A 16,886-nucleotide genomic window follows, 5' to 3' on the forward strand; every position below is an offset into this window, starting at 1 on the left:
GGCGCTATCGGACGTTGACGCTATTCATAACCTTCTTCGCCATCACTTCGATGAATGCAATCTCGCGACATACCAATATCACGGAGAATAAAGTCAGACATACCGGAAAGCTCTTGACGTAAAATATATTCATCTCGCTTGCTTTGGATGAAGACGACATACTGTCGAAACCAGGATATCCAGCGATGAAACATTGTCGAGATACGCGGGGTACGATGGGGCGATAACGCCGTAACTGGTCGACAGCAACACTGTTGTATACTCTTCATAATGATCCCTCCATAGTGCTCGTTGAAAGTTTTTTGTGCGCATCTTCATGATGCGGGAGGAATATCCATGAATCAAACGAATTGATTTGATTGTCTCCATCATATATTGTGATGCCAAGGAGGCAATCATGCATCTTCCCATTGAATCCTTGCGTACCTTTGCGGCAATTGTCGACGCCGGTGGATTTACTCGCGCAGCGGTCACCGTAAACCGAACGCAATCGGCCGTATCCATGCAAATAAAGCGTTTGGAAGAAGAGATAGGGCACGCATTGTTTGTGCGGGATGGAAAAAGCGTCACGCTGTCGGCGGAAGGCGAATTGTTGTTGGGGTATGCTCGACGTCTTGTCCGACTACATGATGAGGCTGGCGAAGCAATAGCTCGGCCACGTTTGGACGGATTGGTTCGACTCGGTGCGCCGGAAGAATTTGTTGCGCGGATCTTACCGAAGGTGTTGAGTCGATTTTCTGCGTATCATCCCGGTGTGCGGGTCGACGTGTTCAGTCAAGCGAGTAAAGAGCTTCTGGCTCGACTCGAAGCGGGAGATCTTGATGTTGCGGTGTGTACGCTTGATGAACCGGGGGCGGTTCGCACCGCATTGCCTACGGAAATCATTCGACTCGAACCTGTTGTATGGGTGACATCTGCGGTGCACGATGTGCATGAACACGACCCACTTCCGCTCGCACTGTTTCATGAAGGATGTGCGTTTCGACGCTGGGCCGAACAGACTTTGGCGCGGGCAGGCCGCGATTATCGTATTGCGTATGTGAGTGCGAGTATTGGCAGCCTCATTGCCGCCGTGAGTGCTGGATTGGCGGTGGCACCATTCGGGTTGAGTCATATCCCCGAAGGGTTGCGCATTTTGGGTGAAGCGGACGGTTTTCCGGGATTACCCGTTGCCGCCGTGACGCTGCATAAAGTGCGTGGTCCGAGGTCTGAAGCCGTTGATGCTTTGGCTCAGACCGTGGCACGGGCTTTTGCTGAAAAAAGGGACGGTTTCCCAAGCTGTGCTGCATAATGTCTGTATTGCTCAACCCTTCCGACCGATATGTCTACCAACTGAAGAAACGATAGCAATTTCCCATTGTTTTGGCTTCGGACAATGCCTGTCGGGCGTGTGCGAAAAGGTCGTTCATCGCTTCGGCATCACGTGGATATATCGCGATGCCGATGCTGGCAGAGAGATGAATTTCTCGATCGCCAAGAGCAAAAGGAACTCTGAAGACGTCGAGAATGTTTTGGGCGAATTCGGCAAGAATTTTTTCGTCTTGCTGTCTGGGAACGATCACACCGAACTCATCGCCTCCGATACGTCCCAATGTATCGACCGGGCGGACACTCCGAGAAAGGCGAACAGCGACTTCATTGAGCAGCTTGTCTGCAATGTCCTGTCCCGAGGTCTCATTAACGGTCTCAAAACTGTCGATATCAATATCGAAGAGTGCGAAGCCAGCAAGCGACTTGACGGCATGTGCGTGGGCTTGACGCAATTGTTCGGAAAAAAACGGTCGATCAGGCAAGCCTGTGAGACTATCAAATTGTGATGCTTGAAGAATATCATAGGTGCAAAAACAGTGTCGAAATACTATGCTCGAAAAGTACCAGGCAAGGACGGCAGCTCCAACAAACAGGCCGGCTCCAATCAAAAAGATCGTTCCTATAAAGCGATTTGATATTTCCTCAAGATGACTTTGGGAAACAAAGGAAACGATCTTCCATACATACTCATCTGCTGTCAGTGTCATCGAACTGTCCCCGGTTGGGGATGCTGCTCCTGAAGAACTCGATATAAAGCGACCGCGAAGCGGATAAACGGTTGTAAAGGTAAAAAGGCCTTCGTCAGTCGATATTTGGCCGGATTGTTCCGTTTGAATCATCTCCCACAGATCAGGGTATCTGTTGCTGAAACGTTTCTCAACTCGGCTTGGCAACATAAATCCCCATTCGTCATCGGGATCGGGAGCAAGCAACCAAAACCCGTCGCGATTGATAAGCATGGCTTGTCCCGGTCCAAGCGTCGAGGTACGCCGAAGTGCATTAAGCATATTATCGGCGATGTAGTTGACTAAAACCACTCCGCGCTTCACGCCGTTGCGATCAAACACAGGCGTTCCGAAACGGATCATCGGTTTGAACGGTTCTTCAATTCGTCCATGTTCGATATTCAGGTCGAGTGGCGAGACAAACACTTCGAGCCGGCTTAAGATCAGTGCATCTTTGAAGTAATATCGATCGGCTTTGGACTGCATTTCAATGAGTGGTACGGCGACAGGCCCTGTGACGGTTCTGTTGATGCGCACGCGTTCCATGCCGGTTTGATCAATGAGCCGGACTTGGTCGTAGGTGTCGTGGAAGTCGGAAAATGCCGTGAAGTCGTCTTCCAAAAAAGTTTGGTTGGCAGGAGAAGGGTCCGCTAAATATGTTTTGAGATCGCTTAACTCCGACAGGAAAAGGACATCTGCAATAACAGCACTAAAGCTTGAGCTAATATCTTTGGACCAACTGGAAATATCGAGTTGCTCTCGGAGTTTGAGACGAACCAGGGCGTTTTCATGCTCCCATTCATAGACGAGAAACATCACGCCTGAGAGAAACGCTCCGATCAAGAGAAAAAGGAGGAATGCCGTGTCCAGTTTTTTTAGAGGATTGCCTCTTCGTTGTTGGCTTATATCCACGAATGCATGCCTCCATAGCGAGTCAATCATATATATGGGCAGAGGTACTTTTCCATAGGATTGTACGGCATTGTTCCTACGTCATGATATCATGATCTTTTCATTCAAAAAAAGCTCGAACCCCCCGACAAGAAACGGTATAGATGAATTCCATAGTTCACGGTTTGATGACGTCATGGATTTTCTTGGCGGGCCGTGGTGTTTTCAATCGCCAACGTGCAGAGCTCTTTCATGTCGCGATACGATGTGTCTACAGAAACCACACTGCGAACGACGCTTCTTGTTTTTGTATTCAGTTTGCCGTTCTTTTTCGCCTTGAGCAAGACGAATTATCTCTTTTTTCACTCTTTCACCGAATTGACCAGTGTCGCTATCTCGTGGGGAATCTTCTTTATCATGTTGGCTGCAGGCCGTATTCATCAATGTACGGGATTTTTGACTATTATCGGTGTTGCGAGTTTCTTTGTTGGCTCAGTCGATGTGCTCCATACACTTGCGTATAAAGGGATGGCGATTGTTGGCGATGGACAACCCAACCTCCCGACACAACTTTGGATCGCCGCCAGAATTCTCCAGGCTCTTTCCATCTTCGTCAGCTTATTGATGGTGAGGCGGCGCGTTTCGCTTCTCCTCGTTGTTGGGCTGTGTACTCTTTGTACAGGAGGACTCCTTGGAGCCATCGTTGGAGGTGTTTTCCCGGACTGCTACCTTGTGCAAACAGGCTTAACCGAATTCAATATTGCGGCTGAAATAGTGATTTGTTGCGTAATGGTTCTCTCCGCGATGCTTTTACATCGATACCGATCCGAGTTTTCCGATGTTGTCTATTATCCCTTGTTGGCATCGCTGTTAGTGACCATTATGCAGGAATCTGCATTCTCGTTATATGTCGATGTGTATGGTCTTTTCAATTTTTTGGGGCATTGCTTCAAAGTCCTTTCGTGTTATCTCCTTTTTGAAGCAATGGTACGATATGCGATTATCGAACCCAACCAACTGCTTTTTCGTCGTGTATGGCAAGCTGAAGAAGCCACGCTTGAAGCAAAATTACAACTTGAGAATAATGTAGAAAAGAGTGCAGGTATCCTGCGTGACCGTAATCAAGAATTGATACGGGAAGTTGCGACGCGTGAAGATGCATTGCGTCAGGTCAAAGAGAGTCGTGCTCGTCTGAGCCTGGCTCTTTCAGCAGCGAAAGCCGGCGTGTGGAGTTGGGATGTCAAATCGGGCATGGTTGTGTTTGATCAGCGTATGGCCGAGATCATGGGTGTCGATGCGCATGCCTTTGATGGTCAAATGAAGACGTGGCGGGAGTGTCTTCTGCCAGCCGATGTCGAAAAATTCGTCGCTTTTTCGATGGAGGCGTTGCAGAACCACGATGCCCGCGAAATTGAGTTCCGGGTTCCAATCAAAGACACAATGCGTATCGTTCGTTGTAGCGCCGTGGTCGTTCGGGACAGCGAAAATTGGCCCATCCGTATGAATGGGATGTGTATGGATATTACGGAGTATAGCCAGCCAACACCGACACCCGATCGAGCGGCACTTTGTGATAAGGCTCTTGCTGAGTTATCGTTGGCGTTTATTGAGCCTCGACCCGATATGAGTGCCGTGGTCTCCCAACTTCTTCAGCGCATGCTTGTGCTAACAGAAAGTCGGCATGGTTATATCTCGACGAAGTATGTGGGATCTGACGGGAACGTTCTCCACAGTCTGTCAACGATGTCTCCCGAAGGGCAATGTCAGATTAAAGAGCATTCTTTTGTCCTTGCTCAAAAAGAAAGCGAATATCGAAGTCTTTGGGGATACAGTCTGAAAATTAGAAAAGCATTTTATACCAATCATCCTCACGACTATGTGGCATCCCGGGGGGTTCCGGTAGGGCATATTCCCATTTCCAGATTTCTTAGCGTCCCCTTGTTCCTTGATGGAGACCTTGTTGGGCAAATTGCCTTGATCAATTTTACACGTGACTTTCACGATGATGATATTGAAACGATGCAGCCTTTAGCAGAGATGTTCTGCCAGCTTCTTCGTCATCATCGCGTACCATGCGTTCAGGGTGCGGACGCAGAGTGGGAGCCTTCCGGCGGGTAGCGGCGTTAAGAATATGAATGATGGCACAACACAACAAAGCCCAGCAAATTCATGACGAACTCACTGGGCTTTGTTGTGTGTGCTGTGCTTAATCGGTGTGTTGAAATTGATTTATCCAACAAAAGTTGCTCATGTCAACAAGTTTTGTTGACCAAGACAATTTTTTCTGCAACACCCCTCAAGCACTGCTGTAACCGTAATTTTTTCCGGAGGATATCCATGGATGAAGCTGTATCGGCCATGCGTCGATTCAACAGATTTTATACTCGTTTTCTCGGATTATTACGCGATACCCTCGCCGACAGTCCTGTCACCTTGTCCGAATGGCGATTTCTCTTTGAGATCAATGAGACACCGGGCTTGACCGCTACCAACCTTATGGATCGTCTTTTACTTGACCGTGGATATGTAAGTCGGACACTGGCGCGTCTTCAACGTCGGGGACTTGTTGATCGACGCGAGTCCGATACGGATCGGCGTGAAAAAACACTTTGGTTGACATCCAAAGGCTGTACAGTCATGTCGGAAGTTGATGTCTCCATAGATCAGCAAATGATAGATGCATTGGGCCGACTTGATCCCTCCGGCAAAGTCCGTTTGCTTCAAGCCATGAATGATATCGAATTACTGCTTTCGTCGTAGTCAAAACACGTGCGCAGGCGAAAACCCTTTTCAATATCGTTAAAATTTGCTTTTGATACTCCATGAGCACAAAACATATTGTAAAATTTGTCGTCCGATGTCTTGTACTGTGTAGTCTTGTCTGGCTTGCCGCTTGTGGGAGTGATGAACCGCCGGCTCAGGACGCTGTTTTCATTGGCATTGTCGCTCCGCAGGTTGGTCTTGATGAAACATTACGTTCTCTACAGTTTCGTCTTAAGGATGATGGTTTAACGAATCAGGATACCGTCCGTATTCATGTAATTGAACCGACAGCCGAGAATATTCAGTCATTGATTGAAGAACGACCGCAACTCATTATCTCGTTTTTTACACGTCCAACGCATCTCGTTCTCGAAAAACTGTCTCAGGCTGGGGTGAACATCCCCGTGCTGTTTGGTGCGGTTTCGGATCCTGTATCGAGCAAATTCGTTGATAATCCCGATAAACCGACTCTGGCTACCGGGGTTTCCGTTGGAGATTGGCAAGGTCGGTCGTTATCCCGGGTGACAGCCCTATTTCCCCGCGTACATCGAGTCGTTATTCCAATAAAGGCGCATGACAAAGAAACGCAGTCCGAGTTCGCCATTATGGAGGAAGCATCGGATGTGGCCGGTGTGTCTTTGGATACGATTCGTTATACACAACGTCATGGTTTATTGAGCATTCTCAAACGAATTCCGCGCAAGACGCAATTTATTTGGATTTTGCGCGCATCACAAAATGATTCCGGTCGAGAAAAGCTGATTGCGCAAGCCATATCTCAGGAAATTGGGCTTTTTGGACCGCAGACGGATTGGTGTACGGCTGGTGCGTTGGTTTGTGTTGCGCCTGACCCGAGTTTGCTCGGTCAGCAAATGGCTGAGATGGCCGTCCAAGTCTTGGGTGGAAAGCCGATTTCTGAAATTCCCGTGGAGCCGGTCCGGTTGTTTGCTGTTGTCAATGCCGATACCGCGCGGCGCATTGGTATTTCCGTCACGCCTGAAGTCCGCAATCAGGCTGATCTTATTATCGAATAAACAGGACGAATACTCCTCCCCCTATCTTGCCGAGACGGGTGTTCTGCGGCATCATGTGATACCGTTACCTCAGATTGCCGCAAGATAATCTGTTTGGTTCCCTACGCCAATTGTACGTCTACAGGGAGCCTGTTGAGCATTGATATCATAACGCAGCCGTACCCCAACTAGGCGGAAAGCATGGATAAACGTGTTGTCATCAAGGGAATAGGGGTTAAGAAATCCTATCTCACGGGAGAGGTCGTGACCGAGGTTCTCCGTGGGGTGAATTTTGAAATCGTCGCAGGAGACCTTACGGTTATTCTTGGTGCTTCCGGCTCAGGGAAGACCACCCTATTGAATCTTATCGGCGGCATAGATCAACCAACGGAAGGTCAGATTCTTTTCAACGGCGAGGATATTTCTCAATTCAGCGAGCGCCGTCTCACCGATCATCGACGCAATCGCGTCGGTTTTGTCTTTCAATTTTATAATCTGGTTCCTACCCTGACAGCCTTGGAAAATGTCCTGGCTGGCGCCGAAATCGTCAATAATGCGATGGATCCGAGACAGGCTTTGGAGATGGTTGGATTAGGCGATAGGGAAAATTTTTTCCCGGCGCAACTGTCTGGTGGTCAACAACAGCGTGTGTCTATTGCTCGCGCTTTGGCAAAGCGGCCTGAAGTTATGTTTTGTGATGAACCCACCGGTGCGCTAGATGCTTCGACCGGGCGACTTGTGCTCGACCTGCTCTGCGATCTGAATACAAAAACCGGTACGTCCATTGTTATTGTCACGCACGCCACGCCCATTGCCAAGTTAGCCCATCATGTCCTGCACCTTCAACCGGACCACATAACCTGCACCACAAATACCGATCGATTATCGGTTAAGGACATTGCCTGGTGAGCGTTCTTGAAACCAAATTGCGCCGCGACCTCTTTGATCAAAAGGGAATGTTGCTTGCCATTGCTGCTATTGTGGCTGTTGGTGTCGCTTGTCTCGTCGGCCTACAGGGTGTGAGCACGAATCTCATTGCGGCAAAGTCATCGCTTTACGCGACATGTCGCATGGCAGATTTTTGGGTTGATTTGAAAAAAGCACCTGTTGCGGAGCTGACAAGTCTTGCTCAGATAGACGGCATCACCGAGATGCGAAGTTTGATCAGCGCGCCGGTGATGGTCGATTTCGACGAGGTGGATCGTCCGCTATCCGGCCTCTTACTCTCTATGCCCGAATCGCCCGAGCCGGTCATCAATGGGTTGGTCATGATGTCGGGCGGATATTTTACAGATGCCCGTGATGACGAAGTCATTGTGAATTCAGATTTTGCTCGTGCTCGGCATCTCGCCGCAGGGGATATCCTCCCGCTTGTCATCCATGGCCAACGCAAGGAATTGCATGTTGTCGGTACAGCGATTTCTTCCGAATTCACCTACCTTATGCCGCCTGGAAGCATTGTGCCCGAGCCGGCGGATTTCGGCGTATTTTATGTGAAACGCCGATTTGCCGAGGATATGCTTGATTTTGGAGGCGCGGCCAACACCGTTGTCGGTCGCCTCACTCCCCAAGCGAGAGCACTTCCCGAAACGGTGTTGGCGACTTTGGAACAACGTCTTGCCGAATACGGAGTCTTCGCTGTGACTCCACTTGCTCAGCAATCATCGAATCTGGCTTTAGACTCCGAACTCGGCGGCCTGGCCTCCATGGCGACGATGATGCCACTCATTTTCTTGTCCGTGGCAGCGTTGGTCCTGAATGTGCTTATGACGCGCCTCACCGAGAAGCAACGCATGATCGTTGGAGCGCTTAAGGCTTTGGGGTATACCAATGGTGTACTCTTCAGGCATTATCTTGCCATGGCCGTTATTGTTTCTATGGTCGGAGCCATTCTCGGTGTGGTGATGGGGTATGGTATTGCCGCGTATATGACGGAGTTTTATCAGTCGTTTTTCACCTTCCCCGACCTGCACAACACGTTTTATCCGGGAGTGGCAATAATTTCCGTTGTCGTGTCGGCGTGTTTCGGTATCCTCGGTGCGTGGCGTGGGGTGAAGAAAGTTGCAGGACTCAGCCCTGCCGAAGCCATGCATGATGCCCCGCCCATGTCCGGAGGGCGGATTCTGCTCGAACGCCTCCCGTGGGTATGGCTGCGTTTGTCGTTTCGCAGTCAGCTTGTTCTGAGGAATATTTTTCGCAATCCTATCCGGTCGCTGGTTGCCGTGTTTGCCGCAGCAATGGGGTCAGCCATGCTTGTGGCCACATTCGGCACCTTGGATGCTTTACAGTACATGGTTGAATTTCAATTCAACAAGGTGCTTCTCGCTGACTATACCCTGGCCTTTCGCGACGAACGCGATGGGGGAGCCGTTTTTGAAGCGCAGCGCATGCCGGGGATTGTTCGGGCTGAGCCTGTATTCAATGTACCATGCACGTTTGTGTCAGAGAATCACACGAAGAAAGGTCTTATTCAGGGTATTGTAAATAATGCCACCATGACCGTGCCACGCAACGAACGCGGCGAGGCCGTGCGTGTGCCGTCAACCGGTCTGCTCATGACGCGTCGATTGGCCGATATTCTCCATATTACGCAGGGAGGTAGTGTTCTCGTTGTCCCGACCAAAGGAGAACAACGGCCGGTTCGTGTTCCCGTTGTCGGCGTGATCGATTCTATGTTTGGGCTTTCTGTCTATGCTGATTTTGACTATCTTAATGAGCTGGTCGATGAACGGGATGCGGTCTCCATGGTACAACTCGCCGCTGACCAGACAGCGGCAGAGAAGCGGGCTTTTACCATTAATCTCAAACGATACCCGACATTGGAAGGTTTTGGCGATGTGGCCGCCCAAAAAGAGAGCATGAAAAACGATTTCGTCGCCAAAATGGGGGCCATGTCTTACCCCATGATTTTTTTCGGGGCGGTTATTTTCTTTGGGTCCATACTCAATGGTTCGCTTATCGCGTTGGTGGAACGTCGGCGTGAAATTGCGACTTACCGTGTGCTCGGCTATCGTCCTTTCGAAGTGGGGAACCTGTTTCTTCGTGAAAATCTCTTGCTCAATATGACAGGGACGTTGTTAGGACTTGCTCCTGGCTATGCGTTGCTTTCCGGTTTGGCCAGCCAATATACGAATAATTTGTATCGATTTCCCGTCGTCATGACCACGGGAAGTTGGATATGGTGCATTGGCTTAGCTGTGATCTTTGTCTTCATCTCCCAGATCATCATTCAACGTGCCGTCTTCACCATGCACTGGCAAGACGCCCTCGCCATGAAAGAATAGAGTAAATTGACAAGGTTGGGAAAAAACAGCCATGTTAGCCTAACCGGGAGACGCTATGGGGAATGTGCTGATTATTGACGACGATCAAAAGATCGGGGCTGCGTTGAGCCGAGTGGTGTCCCGACTCGGACATTACGCCACAGCCGTGAATACACTGGCCGAAGGTCGACACCAAGCCGGGCGTGGTGGATACGATATTGTCTTTCTCGATGTTCGGATGCCCGATGGAAATGGATTGGATGCCATTGGCGACCTTCAACAAAGTCCGTCGTCTCCTGAAATCGTCGTGATTACAGGCTGGGGCGATCCTGACGGTGCCGAACAGGCCATGCGTCGTGGTGCCTGGGATTATATTGAGAAGCCGCCGTCGCTCAAGACCATGTCCCAAACGTTGTCACGTGCCTTGGCATATCGTCAAAGCCAATCATCTCCGGACCCGTGGGCTTTTAAATGGGACGGGATACCGGGCGAGAACCCCAAGCGTATCAAATGTCTCCATGTTGCTGCAAAAACGGCGAAATCCGATGCCAATACCCTGATTATCGGTGAGACCGGGACGGGCAAAGAGCTTTTGGCCCGGGCGATTCATCAAAACAGTCCACGTGCTGACCATGCGTTCGTTGTCGTTGATTGTGCCTCATTGCCGGAAACGATTGTGGAAAGTGTTTTATTCGGTAACGTCAAGGGAGCATATACCGGAGCTGACAGGCAACGTGACGGCTTGCTGCTCCAAGCACAAGACGGAACATTGTTTTTGGATGAAATCGGAGAACTGCCACTCAACGTCCAAAAGACTTTTCTGCGTGTTCTGCAGGAGCGAATGGTGCGTCCGGTTGGTGGGTCGACGGAGCGACCATGTCGTTTCAGGCTGGTGGCGGCCACGAATCGCGACCTTGATGCCATGGTCGATGCCGGGTTGTTTCGTCAGGATTTGCTTTTTCGGTTACGGGGTGCCGTCATTGAACTTCCCACGTTGGCCGAACATAAAAACGATATCCTTCTGTTCGCCAATTACTATGTCCGCCAGTTCTGTGAACGTCAGGGCCTTCCCGTTAAAACCTTTTCCGAAGATTTTACCACCGCGTTGCTTGCCTATCCCTGGCCGGGGAATATTCGCGAACTCGTGAATACGTTTGATGGGGTGGTGGCCCTTGCCGCTGAATCCCCGGAGCTCTACCCGATTCACCTGCCCGTTCATATTCGAGTCCGAGTTGCCCGCTCACAAGTCGGAGAACGCGAAACAGGACCGGAAATCGTGCCCGAGACGACACGAACAGCATCTCCTGCACCCTTGATTTCACCTGGTTCTGCAGTTGTCGATGGTCCCGATCTTGCCATGACACTCCCGACCATCAAGACGTTCCGTCGAGAGCAGGATGCCGTCTATCTTAAACGGCTTGTGGATCTCTGCCGAGGCGATGTCAAATCGGCAATGTCCATGTCGGGGTTGTCTCGTTCGCGTTTATATGCACTGTTGAAAGAGCATGATATGCGATTGGGAATTCCCGAAAACGGCGTTTCGTCCTCCGAACATTAAGCTGTTGGTCCGCCAAAGACCAATCCCTCTTTGACGAAGGGTATCGTCTGCGTTTGATTGAAATAGTAGACGATAAGAAGCATTTTGAAGCCAAAGAATGGTGATTACAGGATTGAAGAAGAATAGCGCCATTCCCATGGCAGACTATAGACGTTGTGGATAGTCTGCCATGGGTGCATGAAGGCAATGAAATGCCTAAGGTTTATGACTCATTTAAAAGCGTTATCAGTACAGGTAAAAGTGCTGCTGATGATGTGCTGGGGAGAGATACGGGAAGAAGCGTCCATGATTCGATGACCGAAGTATCACCAACACCAAGTTGTCCCATGGCGTTGTCGCCGCAACCGTAAATGGTACCTGACTTTGCTTTTGCCAGCGAATGATTTTCTCCTGCGCTCATGGATTGAAAAGCTCCTTCCGAACCAATACGTTCCGGAACATAACGGTCAATGGTATCATCCAGACCGAGTTCACCGTGCAGGTTATAGCCAAAGCCATACAGGCTCCCATCGGATTTCAATGCTAATGTGAACCAATCTCCGCAAGAAATATCGGTCCAGTTCGTTTCTGTTCCTACTTGCACCGGTGTACTGGATTTGCCGGTCCCGGCACCAAGACCAAGACGACCGTTTTCATTGGAACCAAATCCCCACAGCGTTCCATCTTCTTTAATAGCCATACTAAAATATGCGCCAGCGCAAGCCGTTTTCCAGGGACCGGCTTCTTTGACCAGCGTGGGGCCTACAGAACGATCCGGTGTGTTGCCTATACCAAGTTCGCCTTGACTGTTGTCACCCCATGCATAGAGATCACCGTTTTCTCGAATACCGAGGCTGTGCAAGTACCCGGCAGCGACATACACCCATGGATTGCCAGTCCCAGCGGAAACGAGTGTTGGGGCGTTGCGGTTTGTATAAAATCCATATTCGTATGTCCCGAGTTCGCCAAATTCGTTCCAACCAAAGGCATAGAGAGCTCCGTTGCGGATTGCGAGAGAGTGCTGAGATCCTGCTGCGATACGAGACCAACCGGAAAGATTTCCAACCTGGGTTGGGCTGGATATATCGCCACCAAAAGCGTTGTTGCCAGTTTGTCCAAAGGCGTTCCAGCCGTAGGCGTAGAGTTTCCCTTCATTATCAAGCAGTAAACTGTGATTGCCGCCAGCACTGACGGCCTTCCAATTGGATGCTGAACCGACACGCCAAGGAGCGTAGACGGCATTTTCTGAAGCAGGTGCGCCGACTTGTCTATGTAAATTTGATCCAAAAGCATACAGTTGGCCATTGCTAAGCAGGAGGTTGTGATCCCCCCCCGCCGACACTGTTGGACCTTCAGGATTCAGTGGGGGAGTCGGTGTCGGTTTGGTCAGTGCATAGGCCGTTACTGTATCATTAAGATCAGGGGAGAGGATATATCCCGATGAGCCAAGACTGGCAGCAAAGGAAATATCTGCAGGAAACAATCCAGGATTAAGTGTCACAAGGTCTTCAGCGTTTTTCTGGTCAAGAACGAGGCTTATGCTTCTCCCCTGGGAGAAAAAGAGGTCGTTATTGGGGCCTGGTGCCAGACCATCAACAACATGTGTTGTATCGAGAATCGTAAAGTGTTCTTTGGTAGCGATGTCGATGGCGAGAATTCCTTCTCCCGAAAGTCCAACGAGAAGGGTGGAATAGCGAGTACACAGACCATTTGGACCAGTCAGGCCACCATACCACGTGGTCAATCTTCCTTGGTCGAGTTTGTAGATGTTTCCATTGGCAGTATCTGAAACATAAACGTAACCTCCTGAAGTCACAGTGACGTCATTGAGGTGTGATGTGCTTGCGGCGTTATACGAATTGAGAATTTGACCCGTACTTATTGAAATAGCGACCAAGCTATCTCTATCGGCAACATAGAGAGTACCGTCATAGATGGCCATTCCTTTGGGAGCATGAAGTGGGCTGTCTTCTTGTGAGGTGCCGGCCCACTCTCGGGTATCCACATTGCCATCTGTTGTCAGACGAGAGATGAAGCCCCCATTCGCTGTGGAAGTCCAGGCCTCGCCGTTGATGTTGGAGACATAGATAAAGTTGGACTCCGGGTCATAAAGGGCTGACTCCGGCCTCGCCAACCCGGGCCGAGACCATACCTCGGTCAGCGTATATGTCGCCGCAAAGCTGGAAGTAGCTGTTGTAATGAGAAGCAAAAAAAAACTGATGTGAATGCAAACTCGATGTGAAAGTAGAAACATAATGCTTTTCCTTGAAAAAGTTAATTTTTTGAAGTGCTGCACTCAATCGCGTATGAATCGTGTTACTTGGCTATTTTAAAAGCAAAAATGATGCCTGTAAAATTATTTTTTATTTTAGTATGTTATGAATTGGGGTTGGGTTCGTTTTTATGGTGGGGCGTGTATTTACGATATTTCCGAACACAGCGAAGATTCGCATGATTATGTGAAAGGCTTATCCTCGGGAAAATAGCGTTCTGATTCGATGAGGAAGGTCCAAAAAAAAGCGGTATTATGCTCTTCAAATATACATTCGAGCATGGTGAGACCTCGTACATTCATGTAAATCGCATCTTTATACCTCTCACTTTACATCGCCTTCAAAATACAGCACAACGCCTGTACAGGGTCTCGAAGGTGAGACCTAGCCAACAGAGAATATCGATAACACCGTGATTACCCATGACGCTGTCTCCCATGGCCAGACGCCGCTTGCTCGGATTTCGAGCCAATACACGCGGCTACTATTCTTTATGGATTTTTCTCCTTTTATTCGGCATCAGTCTCTGCGCTGAAGTTGTCGCTAACGATAAACCGCTTCTCGTATCCTACGAAGGCGGATTGTATTTTCCTATTTTCAAAACGTATCCGGAAACGACCTTCGGCGGCGATTTCCCTACTGAAGCCGACTACCATGATCCGTATGTCCTTGATCTTATCAACGAACACGGATTTCTTGTCTGGCCAATTATTCCTTACAGTTACAATACGATTATTCATGATTTGCCCACACCGGCGCCATCTCCCCCTTCCTGGGACAACTGGTTGGGAACCGACGACCAAGGTCGCGATATTGTAGCCCGTATTCTGTACGGATTTCGTATTTCCGTGCTTTTTGGGCTGTGTCTGACGCTGTTCAGTTCGGTTGTGGGGGTCGCCGCTGGCGCTGTGCAGGGGTTTTATGGTGGGGTGATCGATATCGGTTTTCAGCGGTTTATCGAAGTGTGGTCGGGGCTCCCGGTGTTGTTTCTGCTTATTATTCTTTCAGGAGTCGTGCAGCCGAATTTCTGGTGGCTGCTTGGGATTATGCTGTTGTTTAGCTGGATGTCTCTTGTCGACATCGTTCGCGCCGAATTTTTACGGGGACGCAATCTCGAATATGTCCGCGCGGCAACAGCACTTGGTCTTTCCGATACTATGGTAATGTTTCGACATATCCTACCCAACGCGATGGTGGCGGCCATTACGTTCATGCCTTTTGTGTTGAATGGTTCTATTACCACCCTGACATCTCTTGATTTTCTCGGATTCGGTCTGCCAGCAGGCTCTCCGTCACTCGGTGAACTGTTGGCCCAAGGCAAAAATAATCTTCAGGCTCCCTGGATTGGAATATCTGCCTTTGTTGTGCTGTCGGTCATGCTCAGTTTGCTCGTTTTTATCGGCGAAGCGGCCCGTGACGCCTTCGATCCGCGTGAAACCGCCTCTCTGGATATTCGCAAATGAGTTCTTCGCTACTTGATATCACAGATCTTCGTATCGCATTTCAGTCAGGGGCCAGTCGTGTCGAGGCCGTCAAAGGGGTCAATATCAGCGTCGCGCCTGCTGAAACCGTGGCTCTTGTTGGGGAGTCAGGGTCGGGAAAGTCGGTCACAGCGCATGCCATATTGAAATTACTGCCTCCGGAATCGACTCTTTATACCTCTGGTTCCATTACCTTTGATACACTGGATGTTTTGAACGCATCGGAGACAACCCTGCGCCGTATCCGCGGTCGCGATGTCGGTATGATCTTTCAGGAACCTATGAGTTCCTTCAATCCGCTGCATACTATTGGCCGGCAAATTGCCGAGGTTATCCGCCTTCATGATTCGGGTTTAGATAACCCACTGCAACGTGTGGTTGAATTGCTTGATCGAGTGGGCATTCGAGACCCGCAGAAGCGGAAGGATGCCTACCCTCACCAGCTGTCCGGTGGTCAACGGCAGCGTGCCATGATTGCCATGGCGTTGGCGAACCGCCCTCGTCTGCTCATTGCGGACGAACCCACAACAGCGCTGGATGTCACGCTTCAGGTGCAGATTCTTGACCTGTTGCGGGAGCTTCAGCGCGAAATGGGAATGGCCGTCCTCTTTATCACGCATGACCTTGCTGCAGTGCGTCGCATTAGTGAGCGTGTTTATGTCATGCGCGAGGGGCACATTGTGGAGACGGGAGCAACACAAGACGTGTTTGAACGTCCTCAAGATGCATATACTCGTCTGCTTCTTGGGGAAGGAGATAGCGCCGGACCCGTTGCAGCGGCTGCAGATGCTCCGGTCATTTTGGAAGCCAAGACGGTACGTGTTTGGTTTCCCATCAAAAAAGGGGTTTTTCGCCGCACGGTCGATTCCGTCAAAGCAGTGACCGACATTTCTTTGCAACTTCGGCAAGGTCACAGCCTTGGTATTGTCGGTGAGTCCGGTTCGGGGAAAACGACCCTCGGCCTGGCCTTATTGCGTCTTCTTCCAAGTACGGGCTCCATCGTATTTCTGGGAAAATCGATTGATGGTTTGTCCCATCGCGCCATGCGTCCTTTACGGGAACGACTTCAGGTCGTATTTCAGGATCCATACGGTTCTCTCTCTCCACGCATGTCTGTGGGGCGTATTATAGGCGAAGGACTGGAAGTCCATCGCAACGGCACGCGGGCCGAGCGGGATGCTGCAGTAACCGCAGCCTTGACGGAAGTCGGGCTTGATCCGGACGTTCGTCATCGCTATCCACATGAATTTTCTGGAGGACAACGACAGCGAATAGCTATAGCGCGTGCTCTTGTTCTCAAACCACAATGTATCCTCCTGGATGAACCGACATCAGCACTGGACAGGGCTGTTCAGTTTCAGGTGGTTTCACTTTTGCGCGAGCTGCAACGCACACATCAACTTGCGTATCTTTTTATAGCACATGATCTTAAGGTTGTACGATCTTTATGTCATGATATTCTTGTTATGCGCGATGGTCATGTCGTCGAATCAGGTCCGTCTGATGTTGTATTCAATACGCCTCGGCATGATTATACACGGGCTCTGCTTAAAGCCGCTTTTGATACTCTCCCTCCGCTATAGGTCGTTCCATGGTCAATACGTTTATCACGCAACTGTATTTTGGCAT

General features: G+C 49.9%; 12 protein-coding genes. 9 read left to right on the forward strand and 3 right to left on the reverse strand.

What is annotated here, in order from left to right:
* Positions 1 to 20: 20 nt before the first annotated feature.
* Positions 21 to 269 (reverse strand): DUF1127 domain-containing protein, encoded by a 249-nt coding sequence (locus G451_RS0112810; RefSeq protein ID WP_027184572.1) that lies wholly within the window; start codon positions 267 to 269, stop codon positions 21 to 23.
* Positions 270 to 397: 128 nt separating this feature from the next.
* Between G451_RS0112810 and G451_RS0112820 the strand changes: the two genes are divergently transcribed.
* On the forward strand, positions 398 to 1,291 hold the full coding sequence (locus G451_RS0112820) for a LysR substrate-binding domain-containing protein (protein WP_027184573.1): 894 nt from the start codon (positions 398 to 400) through the stop codon (positions 1,289 to 1,291).
* Between the two features lie 34 nt (positions 1,292 to 1,325).
* Here G451_RS0112820 and G451_RS0112825 read toward each other — a convergent pair whose 3' ends face one another.
* The gene (locus G451_RS0112825) at positions 1,326 to 2,948 is read right to left on the reverse strand and encodes a sensor domain-containing diguanylate cyclase (protein WP_027184574.1); all 1,623 of its coding nucleotides are present in this window, start codon (positions 2,946 to 2,948) and stop codon (positions 1,326 to 1,328) included.
* A 231-nt stretch (positions 2,949 to 3,179) separates the two neighbouring features.
* Between G451_RS0112825 and G451_RS0112830 the strand changes: the two genes are divergently transcribed.
* The 6 genes from G451_RS0112830 to G451_RS0112855 all read left to right on the forward strand — a co-directional run bounded on the left by G451_RS0112830 (position 3,180) and on the right by G451_RS0112855 (position 11,524).
* Positions 3,180 to 5,045: an MASE3 domain-containing protein gene (locus G451_RS0112830; RefSeq protein ID WP_027184575.1), complete on the forward strand. Its 1,866-nt coding sequence runs from the start codon at positions 3,180 to 3,182 to the stop codon at positions 5,043 to 5,045.
* Positions 5,046 to 5,264: 219 nt separating this feature from the next.
* On the forward strand, positions 5,265 to 5,687 hold the full coding sequence (locus G451_RS29260) for a MarR family winged helix-turn-helix transcriptional regulator (RefSeq protein WP_051261463.1): 423 nt from the start codon (positions 5,265 to 5,267) through the stop codon (positions 5,685 to 5,687).
* Positions 5,688 to 5,749: 62 nt separating this feature from the next.
* Positions 5,750 to 6,724: an ABC transporter substrate binding protein gene (locus G451_RS0112840; RefSeq protein ID WP_027184576.1), complete on the forward strand. Its 975-nt coding sequence runs from the start codon at positions 5,750 to 5,752 to the stop codon at positions 6,722 to 6,724.
* A gap of 180 nt (positions 6,725 to 6,904) precedes the next feature.
* A complete protein-coding gene (locus G451_RS29265) occupies positions 6,905 to 7,612 on the forward strand; it encodes an ABC transporter ATP-binding protein (protein ID WP_034642147.1) in 708 nt (235 codons plus the stop codon).
* The gene (locus G451_RS0112850; RefSeq protein ID WP_027184577.1) at positions 7,609 to 9,987 is read left to right on the forward strand and encodes an ABC transporter permease; all 2,379 of its coding nucleotides are present in this window, start codon (positions 7,609 to 7,611) and stop codon (positions 9,985 to 9,987) included. The genes G451_RS29265 and G451_RS0112850 overlap by 4 nt, the downstream gene beginning before the upstream one ends.
* 55 nt (positions 9,988 to 10,042) lie before the next feature.
* On the forward strand, positions 10,043 to 11,524 hold the full coding sequence (locus tag G451_RS0112855; RefSeq protein WP_027184578.1) for a sigma-54-dependent transcriptional regulator: 1,482 nt from the start codon (positions 10,043 to 10,045) through the stop codon (positions 11,522 to 11,524).
* A 202-nt stretch (positions 11,525 to 11,726) separates the two neighbouring features.
* Here G451_RS0112855 and G451_RS0112860 read toward each other — a convergent pair whose 3' ends face one another.
* Positions 11,727 to 13,757 carry an RCC1 domain-containing protein gene (locus tag G451_RS0112860; RefSeq protein WP_027184579.1) on the reverse strand — a complete coding sequence of 677 codons (2,031 nt, stop codon included), beginning with the start codon at positions 13,755 to 13,757 and terminating at the stop codon, positions 11,727 to 11,729.
* Between the two features lie 441 nt (positions 13,758 to 14,198).
* Here G451_RS0112860 and G451_RS0112870 point away from each other — a divergent pair, with 441 nt between their 5' ends.
* Both G451_RS0112870 and G451_RS0112875 read left to right on the forward strand, forming a co-directional pair.
* The gene (locus G451_RS0112870) at positions 14,199 to 15,239 is read left to right on the forward strand and encodes an ABC transporter permease (RefSeq protein WP_027184580.1); all 1,041 of its coding nucleotides are present in this window, start codon (positions 14,199 to 14,201) and stop codon (positions 15,237 to 15,239) included.
* The gene (locus tag G451_RS0112875; protein ID WP_027184581.1) at positions 15,236 to 16,840 is read left to right on the forward strand and encodes an ABC transporter ATP-binding protein; all 1,605 of its coding nucleotides are present in this window, start codon (positions 15,236 to 15,238) and stop codon (positions 16,838 to 16,840) included. The genes G451_RS0112870 and G451_RS0112875 overlap by 4 nt, the downstream gene beginning before the upstream one ends.
* The last annotated feature ends 46 nt before the right edge of the window (positions 16,841 to 16,886 follow it).

It is taken from the genome of Desulfovibrio inopinatus DSM 10711, assembly GCF_000429305.1.
Taxonomy (GTDB): Bacteria; Desulfobacterota; Desulfovibrionia; order Desulfovibrionales; family Desulfovibrionaceae; genus Alteridesulfovibrio; species Alteridesulfovibrio inopinatus.